Annotated in this window: 13 protein-coding genes; 2 read left to right on the top strand and 11 right to left on the bottom strand. The window is 64.0% G+C overall.

Going from position 1 to position 14,105, the window contains the following annotated elements:
- Window positions 1-273 precede the first annotated feature (273 nt).
- The 4 genes from HH800_RS08440 to HH800_RS08425 form a co-directional block, all read right to left on the bottom strand.
- Window positions 274-1,257 (bottom strand): SLOG family protein, encoded by a 984-nt coding sequence (locus HH800_RS08440; RefSeq protein ID WP_159365894.1) that lies wholly within the window; start codon window positions 1,255-1,257, stop codon window positions 274-276.
- Between the two features lie 402 nt (window positions 1,258-1,659).
- Window positions 1,660-2,670: a DUF2493 domain-containing protein gene (locus tag HH800_RS08435; protein WP_159365893.1), complete on the bottom strand. Its 1,011-nt coding sequence runs from the start codon at window positions 2,668-2,670 to the stop codon at window positions 1,660-1,662.
- 86 nt (window positions 2,671-2,756) lie between these two features.
- Window positions 2,757-3,005, bottom strand: a complete 249-nt coding sequence (locus tag HH800_RS08430) for a hypothetical protein (protein ID WP_235682056.1) — start codon at window positions 3,003-3,005, stop codon at window positions 2,757-2,759.
- A gap of 116 nt (window positions 3,006-3,121) precedes the next feature.
- Window positions 3,122-3,589 carry a DUF736 domain-containing protein gene (locus HH800_RS08425; protein ID WP_086493719.1) on the bottom strand — a complete coding sequence of 156 codons (468 nt, stop codon included), beginning with the start codon at window positions 3,587-3,589 and terminating at the stop codon, window positions 3,122-3,124.
- A gap of 1,355 nt (window positions 3,590-4,944) precedes the next feature.
- Here HH800_RS08425 and HH800_RS08420 point away from each other — a divergent pair.
- Window positions 4,945-6,471, top strand: a complete 1,527-nt coding sequence (locus HH800_RS08420; RefSeq protein WP_223178421.1) for an alpha/beta hydrolase family protein — start codon at window positions 4,945-4,947, stop codon at window positions 6,469-6,471.
- Between the two features lie 94 nt (window positions 6,472-6,565).
- Here HH800_RS08420 and HH800_RS08415 read toward each other — a convergent pair whose 3' ends face one another.
- The 5 genes from HH800_RS08415 to HH800_RS08395 form a co-directional block, all read right to left on the bottom strand.
- A complete protein-coding gene (locus HH800_RS08415; protein WP_201450263.1) occupies window positions 6,566-7,489 on the bottom strand; it encodes a hypothetical protein in 924 nt (307 codons plus the stop codon).
- On the bottom strand, window positions 7,486-7,692 hold the full coding sequence (locus HH800_RS08410) for a hypothetical protein (protein ID WP_103094823.1): 207 nt from the start codon (window positions 7,690-7,692) through the stop codon (window positions 7,486-7,488). The genes HH800_RS08415 and HH800_RS08410 overlap by 4 nt, the downstream gene beginning before the upstream one ends.
- A gap of 31 nt (window positions 7,693-7,723) precedes the next feature.
- On the bottom strand, window positions 7,724-9,022 hold the full coding sequence (locus tag HH800_RS08405; RefSeq protein WP_169860757.1) for a hypothetical protein: 1,299 nt from the start codon (window positions 9,020-9,022) through the stop codon (window positions 7,724-7,726).
- 12 nt (window positions 9,023-9,034) lie between these two features.
- A complete protein-coding gene (locus HH800_RS08400) occupies window positions 9,035-10,237 on the bottom strand; it encodes an ATP-binding protein (RefSeq protein WP_159365889.1) in 1,203 nt (400 codons plus the stop codon).
- A gap of 76 nt (window positions 10,238-10,313) precedes the next feature.
- Window positions 10,314-11,999 carry an ATP-binding protein gene (locus HH800_RS08395; RefSeq protein WP_159365888.1) on the bottom strand — a complete coding sequence of 562 codons (1,686 nt, stop codon included), beginning with the start codon at window positions 11,997-11,999 and terminating at the stop codon, window positions 10,314-10,316.
- 135 nt (window positions 12,000-12,134) lie between these two features.
- Here HH800_RS08395 and HH800_RS08390 point away from each other — a divergent pair, with 135 nt between their 5' ends.
- Window positions 12,135-12,299: a hypothetical protein gene (locus HH800_RS08390; protein ID WP_169860756.1), complete on the top strand. Its 165-nt coding sequence runs from the start codon at window positions 12,135-12,137 to the stop codon at window positions 12,297-12,299.
- A gap of 92 nt (window positions 12,300-12,391) precedes the next feature.
- On the opposite strand, the gene HH800_RS08385 is transcribed toward HH800_RS08390, so the two are convergent.
- Together HH800_RS08385 and HH800_RS08380 are read right to left on the bottom strand one after the other, a co-directional pair.
- Entirely contained in the window at window positions 12,392-13,324 is a 933-nt protein-coding gene (locus HH800_RS08385) for a hypothetical protein (protein ID WP_235682055.1), read from the bottom strand.
- A 166-nt stretch (window positions 13,325-13,490) separates the two neighbouring features.
- Window positions 13,491-13,952, bottom strand: a complete 462-nt coding sequence (locus HH800_RS08380; RefSeq protein WP_159365886.1) for a hypothetical protein — start codon at window positions 13,950-13,952, stop codon at window positions 13,491-13,493.
- Window positions 13,953-14,105 lie beyond the last annotated feature (153 nt).

Here is a 14,105-nt window from a genome sequence, read left to right as displayed (position 1 = left end):
ATCTCCTCGAATGAGCCACCCCTCTCTGCCCTCCTCTCCTCTGGTGGCAGGACGCGGCCTCGCCCCTCAGCCAACCCCGCCCAGACCGCACCCGAAGGGTGTCCCTGCGACGAGCACGGCGAAGCCGCGCGCAGGAGGCCGGGACCGCCTGGCGGTCCCGCATCGCGCCCGCGACGGACCCGCCTGCGGGTCCCTGAGCGGGGGCGAGAGCTACGCTTGATAAAAGGAAATGAGGACCGGCCCGGCGAACCGGACCGATCCTCTGGCGGAACCTCACTGCGCCTCCCATCCCTGATCGCTGAGCCTGACGAACCGCGCCGGGATACGCTTCTCCTTCACGAGGCGCGCGAGGTGAGACTGCAGGCCCGACCCTTCGCAGACCAGCGCCTCGACGGGGCGCAGTCCGACCATCTGCTCGTTCCGGACGAACCCCGCCCTCTTCCCCAGCTTCGCGCTGAGGCGGAACGTGATGAGCTTCACCTTACGCGAGGCGGCCCACGCAGCGGCCATCGCGTCGCATCCCTTATCCTGTGCGGTCGTCGCCAGCACCATCGCCGGGTTCCGGTATTTCGCGTCGTCGAGTTTCGCCCAGATCAGGCGGTCGTCAAACCAGCAGTCCGCGCCGCCGGAGAAGATCACGATGGGCCCTCGCGGGTTATGCGCGTCGGTGCGGCGCTGGCGGCGGGCGGCAAGGAAATCGGTGGCCGCGATGACCGAGGCGGTGCGCTTACTCGAGACCAGCGACCCCTTCGGTGCCGACCACGGCCGTCCGGTTTCGGTGTGGAAGACGTCGGCGGCATGGTCGCGCATGCACCGCAGCGCGTCGGTGGCTTCGTCGAGGAATTCGAGTTCGCCCTGTGCCTGCTCGAGTTCGACACCGTGAATTTCGCTGCCGTCGGCGCGCCGCAGCAGGTCCTGGACGTCGCGCGTCGCCTTATCGGCCTGCCCCTGCCACTGGTCGGCGACGTGATGGAAACTGTTCACGATGCCCCATGCGAGGCGCTCGGCGGCAGGCTGCAGCCGCGTGTCGCGCAGCAGGTCGAAGAGGGTCGTGACGATCAGCTCGACGGCAAGCTGGGCTTCGCGCGGATCGGGCATGTCGGTCGCCATCTCCTCCTCGCCGCGCCCGATGCGGACCCCGTCGAGATCGGAGGAGAAGGCGGCGTGGAAGTCGTCGGTGGTGCCCGCCATCGTCTCCTGCGCGATGAATTCGGCGATGTCGGAGAACGGGCGGATGCTGCGGTGGATCTTCGTCATGGGAACCTCCTGTAGAAACGAAAGAGGTTCCCCCCTGGGCACGGGCTCCGAGCGGCGGGGTCAAGGATCGCGGAACGCGACCGGCGCAGCCGGCGATGGGGGTCACGATTTTTCCGGGCGGCCACATTGCCCGAATGGAAGCATGACGCCCGACCCGCCCGGAAAAATGGTGGGGCCCCGTCGTCCTTGAGGCCGGCGCGGTCCCGTGCCACCATTGGAATTCTTGAGAGAGAGAAGAGGCTTTGCGAATCTGGGGCTCGATGCTCCTGATTCGCAACGGGTGCCTCCAGGCGCTTACCTCTCAATGGAGCGCCCGCGACCTCGCGACCCTGCACGCCCCTTGCGCAAAAAAGGGGGACGGCGCGGCGCGCCGTCCCCGAAAAATACGCTGAGACTTCGGTGTCAGGCTACCCGGCGAACGCGGCCCCGCGGAAGCGCGGTGATCTTCTCGGCGGGTGCCTGATCGGCCTTTCGGAAGGCATGGATCGGAACCCCGACCTTTCGCAGCGCCTGATAGAGGTTCGCCTGAATGCCCGAGCCCTCGCCCAGCACGGCTTCGACCGGTTTCAGTTCGACCAGCTTGCGATTACGGGCAAAGGGCGCGCCGCGCCCCGCGCCCATCAGCGAGTAGGTGACGAGCTGGACGTCGCGGCTCCCCGCCCACGAGGCCACGATCGCATCGAAGCCCTTACGCTGCGCGGTGGTCACCAGCGTCATGTGCGGGATCCGCGCGAGGATCGCGTCGAGCCGGTCCCACAGGATCTGCCAGTCATGCCATTCGGCATGGCCCGAGGCGACGACGATCGGGCCACGCGGGCGGTATCGCTCGCGCTCGGCGAGTTCGCGGGCGCGCAGGAAGTCCTGTATCGCGACCTGCGTGGCGGTAGCGACCTTCGAGACCCGCGAACCGCGCGCAGGCGACCAGGGACGGCCCGAAAGCACGCGGAAGGTGTCGGCCGCATAGTCGCGCATGCACTCGACCGCTTCGCGCTGTTCGGACAGCGACTGGCACAGCAGCTGCTTCTCCTCGAGCTCGGTGTTAAACACCTCGGAAAGGTCGGAGCGGCGCATCATGTCGCGCAGTTCGTCGGCCAGCAGGTCTTCCTGCCGCTCGAGCTTTCCCGCGACGAAATGGAAGCTGTTCACCATGCCCCATGCGATCTCGGGGGCGAGCGCATCGAGGCGGGTGTCGGTCAGCAGGTCGAAGATGGTGGCGATAACCCCGGCGCAATCGGCCTGTGCGTGGAGCGGCTCGGGCATGTCGTGTTCGCCCGGTTCATCCCCCGGGCTGATGATCGAGAGGGGGATGGGATCGCCGAAAGCGCGCTGGAATTCCGGGGTCGCGGTCACTTCGGCGAACAGCGCGGGCAGATCAGCGAAGCGGCTGATGCTGCGCGAATCGTCGTGGCTCATGGAACTTCTCCCTGTCAGGGGGGCAAAAGGAAAAGGGCCGCGAACGCGAGGGTAGCGTCGCGGCCCTGCATGGGTATCGTGCCGGGTTAGTGCCTGCTCGCCCTAGCGGGCGCGGCGAATGCCGCGCGCGTCAGGACGGTATCGACGATCCCGGCCGCATGCGGCGCGAGCGGCGTATTCTCGAGCAGGTCGTAGATGGCGGCGATGATCTCGCCGCAGGTGATACCCGCCGGGATTTTCGGCACGGGAGACGCGCCCTCGACATGCCGCGCGAGCAGGTCGCGGATCGAGGGGCTGGCCATGATCGCCGCGGAGAGCGCGGCAAGGTCGGTCAACGGGGCGGAAGAATGCAATGAAGAGCGGCGCATGGGATGTCTCCTCATGGGCGAAAAAGAAAGAGGCCGGAGAAGCCTGACGCCTCCCCGGCCCGATGGGACTGATCAGCGCCTGATCAGAACGGGTCTTCCTCCTCGAACGAGGTGTCCGAACCCGACCGTTCGCCGCCGGCACCCACGGTGCTGTCACCGAAGCCGCCCTGATCGCCCGGGCCGCGATCGTCGTACCGGCCGCTGCTCGCGCCCATGCCGCCACCGAAATCGGAGCGCATGGTGTCGCGGCGCCAGGCGACCATGTAGCCGCCATGGTCGGCCGGGAAGAGCGCGATCGGCAGCGGCTCGGGCAGGCTGGGGTCGTCGATGTTCCCGGCGAGGAACACATCCCCCTGCTTCGACACGGCCTCCCACAGCGCGCCGATCTGGACGTAGCGGCGGGCGATGTTAAGCGCGAGGATCTCGTAGACCGGAGCCTTCGGATTATCGCTCACGACCTTGCGCAGCCCGACACTGGGCAGATCGATGGTGCGGGTGGCGATCGAGCCCTTCAGACGGCCGTTCCGATTAAAGATTTCACCGATGTTCATCGTCTTTACCTTTCGAATGTCGCTCGAAACCATTCTCGGCGACACCCTCACCGGCCCTTCTCTCCTCTCTATCCCGCGCTCGCCTCCCGCGCCGCCCGCCCGCGGCGAGGCGCTCCGCCTCCACCAGCGCGACGCCGCCGCGGTCCACGCGCAACGCCCCCGCCGCCCGCAACTCCGCGCGACACCGCGGCACGATCAGGGGCAGAGGCGCGGCGCGAGGGATGATGAAGGTGGATTGGGGCGCGAGGCCGGGGGCGCGGCGGTAGCCGCGCGGGTGCTACGCTGGCGAGAGTCGCCGTAGCGAGGGGCGGCGGCGTGAACCGGCGGTCATCGCAGACACTGCGGGAGCGGCGTGGTCGGCGGCACCGGCAGGTGCGGTCCCGGTATCGGGAGCGAACGGGGGATAGTGGCGGGCCGCGCGGCGGAACGGTTGGCCACCAGCGAAATGCCGCTGGCTTGGTCCCCCATTATCCCCAGCGTGGCCTCAAGATAGGGCCGACTAGCGAGCGACCAGTTGTCGCCTACGCCTTCAGACAAGAAATCCTGCGATTAAATGCAACGGGTTGTGTCTCCATAGCTGGCTATCGCAAGGCCGCTACTCGTCAGAATCGGACGGAGGTTATGAAGGCATATTGGCCTGAGAAATCCTTCATTTCGGGTTTCCATCCCCGTAGCGATCGGTACGTTCGACAGGAACCAGAGGAAGGTGCCGGATGAGCAGAGTTGTTATTGCCATGCTTCTTATTCTGGCGCCCTCGATTGTGTCATCGCGCCCCATGTCGGTGGACGACGTACTCGGGATGGAACGTTTGGATCGGGCCCAGCTATCCCCCGATGGAATGCTTCTCGCCGCCGTTGTCCTTCGGCCGGCGAGAGATGGCGAAATATATGGCCGAGCAGCATATGAAATTGATCCATCTCGCGCAGATATATGGCTCATCGATCGCAGCACCGGCGTACGCCGAAATTTGACAGAAGGACACGCCGAGGCTGCCGGATCCTGGTGTGCGACGTGGTCCCCCGATGGGCAGCGCCTGGCGTTTCTGTCTACGCGCCCGGAAGGTACTGAGCCCAAAGGCGGCAATAATGTCAGGCTATACATGTGGGATCGGACGACCGATCGGGTCCACAGACTTAGTGACCAGGCGATCGTAACACAAACCAGGTACGGCAGCGGCGTCAACAGGCTTGATTTCGCGGGTCCGGGGTCGAATTCGCCGAATGTCTGTACGATTGGTGATGAGAATGCCCCGTTCGTTTGGCTTGACGGAAGTCGACTGCTAGCCGCGATGCTCCCGTCGGGCAGCATTTCGAGCCTCCTCGAAGCCACAGAGCGCTTCTATCGTCATGTATCAATGACCCGGGACAAAGTGCGCGAGGGCCAGGAAGCCGTGGTCAGTGCCTCTGCGAGTGGTGCAGAGCGCACGACAGTGGGCTCGGATCAGGAAGCGATCCTTACCATCGTGAACGTAGAGACGGGCACGTCCACAGATTTGGCGCATGTGCCGGCATATCCCTTCAAGGGGAGCCTTGCCGTCCGCGTCTCTCCAAGAGGTGACCGGGCTGCCGTTATGGCAACCACCGGTGTGCTTGCGCCTGCCAAAGATGCATCCTTTCCCAGAAATGACGGCGAATGGCTGGTTCAGAAAAAATTGGGTCTGGTCGATCTTCATAGACCGAAAGCCATCGAGTGGATGAAACTACCAGATGAAGCGGCACTACCATTGCTGCTGGTCGGCTGGGCAGGAGATGCCGGAGACACCTTTACTTTCGCGGCTCGCCCGAAACTGGAAAGCCAAGCCGTCCAATATTTTGCGGCCAATACTGTCACGGGCGTCATCAGACCTGAGACAGATCGTAAAAAGGACATCATGTCATCCCGGCCCGCTGGACTTCCGGAGAAGGCCCAACTGATTGGCCGCGATGCTAAAGGAATCGTATGGAGCGAGCAGACGGCCCAAGGCTTATTCGTTCGCGCATCCGCGCGAAATGGAAAAGCTGTCACTCTGCTTGAGCTTAATCGCCACCTAGCCGCAGTGGAGACCGGGCGTACGTTCGAATTTGATTACCTAAGCGGACACGGTGAGCCTCTGAAGGCGGCCGTTCTGCTGCCTCCAGGATATAAGGGCGGCAGGGTACCCGTGATAACATGGGGATACGCGGTAGCGACTGTTCCAAGCTGGTCAGACTACTCGCTGGATCTGTATATGCCGGGCATCTACAATCTCCATCTCTACGCCGCTCAGGGGTTCGCCATTCTGCTCCCGTCGATCCCATTAAAGCGGGATGGCAAGCAAGATCCGCTCACGGAGCTTGCGCTGGATGTTGATCCCGCAGTGGACCGATTGGTCGAACTTGGCATTGCGGACCGGACACGGGTCGGTTTCATGGGCCAAAGTTTCGGCGGCTATACAGCTTTAGGATTGGCTACGCAGTCCCATCGCTTCAATGCTATTGTGGCCATTGCCCCTATATCCGATTTGAGGGCCTACTATGGGGCATTTGATCCGACGGCTCGCGGGTACGATCTCGACGAACAAGATAAATCAGACAATGTGGTAATTGCTGAACTGACTTCGCCGGCGGCACAAGGGCCTCCATATGCGAAGGGAGAGTTTTACCAGCGTAACTCCCCCTTGAGTTTCGTCGATCAAGTGAACGCGCCAGTATTGCTAATCCACGGAGACCTGGACATCCGCGGCACAACATACCAATCGGAGGCATTTTATACGGGCCTATGGCGCCAAGGAAAGACTGCTCGCATCCTGCGGTACGGGGGCGAAAATCACTCGTTAGCGGGTTCCCCCGCAACCGTCCGAAGCGTGGTCAGCGAGATCTGCGAATGGTTTCACAAATATCTTTCACCAGGCAGCGCTCGATGATCGGCTCGTCTTGAAGCAAAGTATTGCGCATGCTGATCGCGCGTTCATCAAATGCTGGGGCCAGTGGACGGTCACTTTTATACAGGTGAGGCAATCAGGCGGCGAGCTTATCGACACCTTCATTGAAGCGATCGATCCATTCGCGCATATGCGGTCGCCGTTCCACGGGAATGGCCGCAGCGACACGCTGGAAATCAATGAGATCGACGGGTGCGCCTGCGACGATGGCGTCGATCTCGTCGGGATCAAGAAGCCCTCGCTGCCGGATGAACATGGTCATGGAGCCGGGACGGGCTTTTGTCGCCCGACGCCACAATCCCTCGACATTGCGCAGGCGTGGCGCGGCCCGCGCCTCAACCAACACGATCAATCGAAGCACCCAGCGCGGCAATTGCGCGACTTCCTCGGAACGCATATGCGCACAGATGACGCAACTCGATTTCGGGGGAACCGGCAAGCCTTCAGCCTCAATCCGCCTGATGCAGGCGTCGCGGTCCCAATGCCATTCGTGCAGAAGCGGATAAAGATAGTCGTATCGGGCATCCACGATGCCTTCGCGGTTCGCATAACGCCGGCTGTCGGCAGGTGAAGCGTCATACCCGATCAGCTTGACAACCTTACCGCCAACCTGCCATATATTATTTGCAAGTTGCCATTTTGACACCCAAAGGTCTTGAGGCTGTATCTTCCATTTGACCGAACAAGATTTTCTACCAAATGAGGCAGATGGCAAAGTCGAGTTCGTCAGGCAATTCTCCAATATTGTAAAGTACGGCGGCCAATGCTTGAATTTCTTCGGCTCGTATCGAACAATATGGTGCGATATGCCTCGATCGTCCATCCATTTCTCAAAAATCGGAAGGTAGGCGTAGCTCTGGGGCTTTTCGGCGCCAGTATCCGCAGTCAATACGGCATCCAGCCTTCGTCCCCTCGCCACCCATTCGATAATCATGGCGGTGCTGTTTACGCCCATGCCCCAGGCGGCCACAACTGGGTGGTTGGCAGATGGCATCGTCATGCGACCATCGCCAGCCAGCGGTCGGGCCAGGCCGGCGGCCGCATCGTAACCCTGAACGCCTGCAGCGGCGCGACGCCGTGCACGACATAGTGCGGCACACCGGTCGCACGCCGCAGTTGCTGGGCCGTCCTCAGCGCATGATCGAAGCCGGAGAGTTGCCGCCGCAGAGACGACAGGCTGCTGGGCGGGACAGGCGTGGACATGAAACCTCCGGGAAAGAAGCGGCGCCCGTGATCAGGCAGCGATCGGAAGATCGACACCGGCCGGAACAGCGGTATCGAGCGCCAGCAGGCTGTGGAGCGTGACAGGTGGTCTATTGGCCCGCCGCGTCTTAGGGCCTCGCGTGGGACGCGCCGGATCGTTGAACCGGCAGCCGAGGCGCGTGGCATGCTTGCCGATGACGGCGGGATCGCGGGCAAGGGCCTGCGCGACATCGACCATCGAGACGCCATATGTCCAGGCGTTACGGATCGCCCTGTCTTCGTCGGCGCTGAACGCGCGCATGAACCCGTGGACCAGCCCCATGTGGTTCGCATGATAGAGAACGGCGCGCACGCCGCGGCCAAGCGCTTCGGCGATCTGGCGGGTCGGAACCTTGCCATAGTCCGCGCGTAATCGCGCTTCTTCCTCGGCCGTCCATACCGGTCCCTGCCGAAATCCGTCCCGGCGGACATGCGAGCCCCTGAGACCAAGCGCCTCGGCCCGCCAGCGGATCGAGTGAGGTGTGCGGCCAAGCCGCTCGCGCAGCGGCGTCAGGCTCGCGCCCGTCGCGTAAGCATGACGCAGAAGCGCGTCTTCCTCGGCGATCCACGGGCGGCCCCAGCCCCTGCCATAGCCCAGCTTACGCAGGCGCTGAACGAGGCTGCGACTGTTCCGGGCCGGGAAGCCTTCGGCCACCAGAACCTCGGCGATGGCGACATAACGTGCGCCGGTTGCCGCGAGTTCTAGGGCGCGGTTAATTTCCGCGTCGCTCCAGTCGTCCGGCTGGCAGGCATGGCGCAGCCCCAGCGCCGAAGCGCGCGAGATGACACCGGCGAAGGGTCGCCCGATCAGGCTCGCGATCTGCGCGACAGGAACGCCTTTCGCGTAGCCGGCGCGCAGCTGCGCGTCCTCCCAGCCACTGTACCGCGGGGATCCGGGCTCGGAGAGGCCGAGCAGCCGGGCGCGGGCATAGAGCGCGCTCACCCCGCGGCCCAGCCGCGCCGCCAATGTCGCGGTCGACTCGTGAGCGTAGCAGCGCGCCAGTTCCTCATCGTCCCAGTCGCTCCATGCTTGCCGCGAATTACGGCGCAGGCCCAGGTCATGGATCCGGGTAGCGACGGCGGCCCGGGACCGCCTAAGCCGGGCGGCGATCTCCTCCATCGTGCAATCGTCGATAAATGCCGCGCGGAGGCGCGCCGTCTCATCGGGAAGCCACGCATCCGCGCGGAAAGCCAGTTCAGAGAGCGGAATGGTCGGCGCGGTCTCCGTCGCGGGGACGAACGGGGTCAGTTCGACGATATCGGCGTCGAGATCAAAGCTGGTTTGGGTCATGGTGGGCTTCCTTCAGGCCAAGCCGACGACTGGAGTGTCGACGACGCGCAGGCGCAACCGGGCCGACAGGCGCGCGATACGCGTATCGCCGCGCGGCATGGTGTCCGAGGCGCCGATCGCGGCGAGCAGATCGAGACCGGCGTCGATGTCAGTGGTGGGGAGCGCGAGATGGCGCGCAAGATCATCTGCGGTGGTCGCGTTAGGCGCGATGCTGCCCAGCGCCCCGACGATGCGTGCGGCGGCGGATGCAGCGGGATCGAGCAGGAAAGCGTCGAGCGCGCGTTGCCCCCGCATGACGGCATGGGTGGTCCTGGCTGGTGCGACCTCGCGCAAGGTGTCTAGATCGAGGAGCGTGCGGCTCTCGTCCGCGTCGAGATCGGCGGCGGCGACCAGATCGGGTGTTCGACCGATATGCGGTGTGATCGTGGGATCGATCTTCGCCAGTACCGGCAGGGGCGAGAGCGCGGGTCCGAAGGCGAAGAACTCTCCCGGCGGCAACTGGCGGAGCAGCGCCGCCTGATCGCTGGCGAAGCCGAGCAGGTCAGCGGCGCGCGCCACGTCACGGTCAAAGACGTTGAGACCGATCAGGTGATTATGCAGTTCGGAGACCACTGAACTGGCGAGCTTGGCGAGACGCTGCGTGGCGATGATCGTGCCAATCCCGCGTTTGCGCCCGCGCGCGCACATGTCAGTGAGGGTAGCGACGCCTAGGCGGCGTGTTTCGGCGTCGCGGGCCGAGGCCGCCATATGCGGTGCGAGCAGATGCGCTTCATCGATGCAGACCAGCACCGTGTGTGCCCAATGCTCGCGCGGCGCCGAGAGGAGCCCTGCGAAGAAGGCGGCGGCCTTCTCAATGCGGTGGTCGGGCTCCAGATCCGTGAGATCGAGATGCAGGGCAATGCGGTGCTGGCGGGTGCGCAGCGCGAGCGCGGTAAGACCGTCATTGGCATAGTCGCGCGCGATGACGGTGGTGGCGCCGATATGCGCGGCAAGATTGGCGAACTCGCCTTCGGGATCGACGATGATCGTGGTCAGATAATCGAAGGCCTCCTCGATGATCCGGCGCAGCGTCTGGCTCTTGCCTGCGCCCGACGATCCCTGGATCAGGCATCGGCCCGACATCAGTTTGCCGAGATCCAGTTCCAGCGTGCCGGCCGAACAGTGACCGAGCGGAACTTTCGCATTGCGGGTGAAGTCATGAGTGGCGATGGTCATGGGCGTGCTCCTTCCGTCGGCATCGTGTGCGGACGCCGGATCTGCTGCTCAGGGGATGGGTTCGGGCGGCAGCGTCTCAGCCCGGCATGAAATCGGCAGTGATGCCGCCGCGATCCGCGGGGATGACAATCCGGCGATCCTTCGGGATCAGACAGGCGAGATGCTGCCGCGCCTCCATGACAATGGCCTCGAGGGTGGCGGCGTCCTCCCCCAGAAGAATGCCGGTCGCCACCTGCCGGGCTTCGCGCGCGAAGGCGCGGGACTGGGTCTCCCAGCTATCGGTGTCGGCATCGTCGCGCGAAGAAAACAGCGTCGCGTGGATCACGCATCCCAGGCGATCCGGGTCGATACCGCCGCCGCGGGTCACAAGGATCACGGCCTCCTCGATATCCCAACTGCCAGTGGGACAGACCAGGGCCGGGATTTCAATGGAATGGACGTGCCGCGGCGCATCCTCATGCCCGGTCTCGGCGATCTCCAGGTCGGCAACGATCCTGTCGACGAAACCTGAAGCGAAACCGCATGGAAGGCGGTCGTCTTCACCATAAGGATATTCGATGCCGTCCCGGTAAATCCGGAAGGAAACGTAGAGGATGATCGGTAGAGCGTCGTACCAGTCATAGCCGTCGAGCCAGCGTTCCTCCTCCACCAGCACGAAATCCTGAAGCGGCGGCTGATGGTGGGCGAGCGCCAGCGCCTGCGCGATCTCGGAGCGCAGCGACGGGACAATCATCATTGCGCCCGCAGAGGCAATTTCTAGGATAGTCATCCCGTCCGCGGGCTTTTGATGTTCATCGTCGGACGATGGATCCCAGATCGAGAGCCCTGGCCGTACCGCGGGCAGCGTCACACCGAGTCCTCGAGCCCGCAGCCATAAGGCGAAGGGCAGGCGATGATCCTCCTGGGCGGCGATGGCCGTGTATAGGGCCCGTTCCATGGCGATGCGCAGCGCTTTCATCGCCTCGTTCGCGATCACCGCGCGGCGGGCCGGCAGGGCGAGGCGAATTTCAGGCGCGTCGATCACATCGATGCGAACGGACCAGCGGCAGTCCTGCCTCTTCAACTCGAATATATTGGGAAGAGAGCACGGGACGGCCAAACCATGGAAGTTGATGCAGGGGCCATCCTGCTGGACCAAATTGCCTTTATAGACGCCGATACGGCAACCGCAGGCCTCTTCGATCAGCAGCGCATCCTCGAGAAAATCCTCACGGGGCAGCAGCGCACCGTCCAGCGTCACCGGCAAGGGATAGTAACGGGCGGCCTCAGCAATGGTCGAACGAATGCCCATCTTCCAGTCGCCGGATATCTCGATGCGGACCATCGTTTCCCAGCTGAGGTCGCACGGTTCGGGTTCGAGCGCCCTGTCGCCATTCCAGGATTCAGCGGGAATCCGGACCTTCCAGCCGTGTCCCATCGCGGGCGAGAAGGCGTGGATCTCGATGGCATGGCCGGCAAGGCTGAACAGGCCAATGCCGGCCGGATCCTCACGCCGCATGATATCGTCGCCCCAATCGGATAAACCGAGGGTCAGGAGCGCTGCGGGATTATCGATGCCGCAGCCGTCATCGTGGATATCGAGAAAGGCGCGGCCATCTTCCTCGACAAGGTTGATCATGACGCGCTGCGCGCCGGCCCGGCGGCAATTCTGCAGGATTTCGTGGATCGCAGCGAGCGCGCTACTCGCGACAAGGCGGGACGCGCAGCGAATGGCATCCTGGCTGACCGCGATCTCGATCGTGGCGGGAAGAAGCATGATCATCTCCTGTCTCGGCGACGGACCAACCGGCCGTCTCCCCTACCCTGCCCCCTTCCCTTTCGTCCCGGCTTGACGCTCTGCCGACGCAAAGCGCCAAGATAGTTGTCGTCGCGGTGAGCGTCCTGCAAAGAGGAGGCGATGAGCGATTCAAACGATGTGAAACTGCGGGACCTCGTGCGGCGACTGCCCGACTGGATGCGCAAGGACTTGGCCTCAAGCGATGCACCCCGGCGCGAGCGCGCGGAGGATGCCCTCCATGCGATGCTGCTGCCGCTGCTGGAGGCCGGCGCGGGCGCTCCATGATGGATTGAAGGCAATGGTATTCCGAGTGGAGCCCATCGCCGGCGGGATGCCAACCAGACTCTTCCCGGCTGGTAAGCCGTTCCTCGATACGGTCACCAGTCGTGGACGGGGAGATCGGCGGCACGATCCGCGTCGCAGTCGAGCAGCAGGAACTGGAAGCCCCGATCACGTCCGAACGCGATGATCTCCTGAAGATCATCCGGAATCTGCGCCCGACGGTTATCGGGTAGCGGCCGCGTCGGCACGAACCAGCCATAGACGGAGGCGGCGATGTCGATGGGGCGGTCGCTCGGAGGCCAGCAGGCCCATTTGTCGAGAAGGCCGGCCGTCTGCACCGTCAGATGGGCTGTCGAGAGCACGCAGTAGGCGCCGCTTTCAATCGAAGAGACTGAGCGGACTGCCGGGAGAGGCAGCAGGCGCAGGATCTCGGTCGAATAGCTTTCCGAAGGGTGATCGTCGAAATAGGCGGCCATGACCTCGTCATCTGGCAGCGTATTCGGATCGCGCCTGTCGCCGATCTCCTTCCACCATTCGCGCGCATATTCCGCCATCTCCGCGACGAGAACGTCACGGTTCAGGCCTGCGTAGAAATTGATGCCATGACGGTGCTCGATGATGCCCGGATGGACATCAATCGGCCAGGGCAGCGCACAAACCCTGAGCCCGCTTTCGCTGGCGCCGATCACCCCGATCAATGCGGCGCGCGCGGCGGCATCGAGGCTGTCCGGCCTCTCCAGGGCAGCGCGCACGCGGGCGAGCAGGGCGACATGATCGTGCCGAGTGATTTGCGGCCCCGCTGGCCCGGCCGACTTCGCCCCCGCTTGGGCCGCCGTAGTCACATTGTCCGTCATGTCAGTGCCCGAAGCATCTATCCGGATCGCCGGATTATCGGGATCCGACCAGTCGATGGTGTCGATGACCCACTGTTTCACAAAGGACCAGTCGAAACAGAAGGGGCAGGTCTCCTGGTTCCTGTACCAGGCGGCATCGACCGCATCGATCCAGCCCACGACAATGATGCGCATGGCGCAGGTCCCGATCGCCTCGAACGATTTGCGGATCGCCAGCGCACGAACGAGAGCGTCGGGTTCGGCGGCCGGATGGTCGCGCAGGTCGAGAACCGCTTCCCACAGGGAGGCGGCCGCTTCGAGATGGGAAAGTGTGTAATGTATCATGTGCGAGTTTCCTGGATCAGGCGGCGCGGCGATCGATGGACCGAGGCGGCGCCAGTTCGGCGGCTGTCAGGGTGTCGATGCGCGGGACGACGGCATCGAAAGCGGCATTGAGATCGATGGTCGCGACGCGGTGGGACGCGCTTCCCGGGTCATGGTCGAGCCGAAGCGCGATCGGCGCCAACCATGTGGTCATCTCGGGAAACACCGACTGCAGCAGAAGCGCTTCGATGCGCCGCGCGGCGAGGCCGAGCTGGGCGGCGAGGCCAAAGGAAACGGCGATATCCCGTTCGAACCAACGATGGGGCGCAATCGTGTCGGCAATGCGCGTGCATGCCGCACGGATGGTCGCGGTCTGGACATGCAGGACCGCAACGCGGTGTCGCCGATCGGGATCGACGCCTTCCAGCGGGACCAGCGCACGATAGGAATAGAGAGGCGCGCACCCGGCGATGCGGGTGCGGGAAACGATCACATCCATGGGATAATCTCCAGAGGCACGGAAGAGGCAGTCGACCGCCCCGGGTCCGTCGCCCCAGCCCTCCTCCCCTCTCCGCTCCCTGCTCTCCGGCCCACGCACACGCCCAAGATCGGCGTCGGAAATCGGCGGCTATGCTACGGGAGACGTAAGGCG

The organism is Sphingobium yanoikuyae (genome assembly GCF_013001025.1).
In the GTDB taxonomy this organism is placed as follows: Bacteria; Pseudomonadota; Alphaproteobacteria; order Sphingomonadales; family Sphingomonadaceae; genus Sphingobium; species Sphingobium yanoikuyae_A.
The sequence above is the reverse complement of the archived record's forward strand: the minus strand, read 5'-3'. Positions and strand labels throughout refer to the sequence as shown.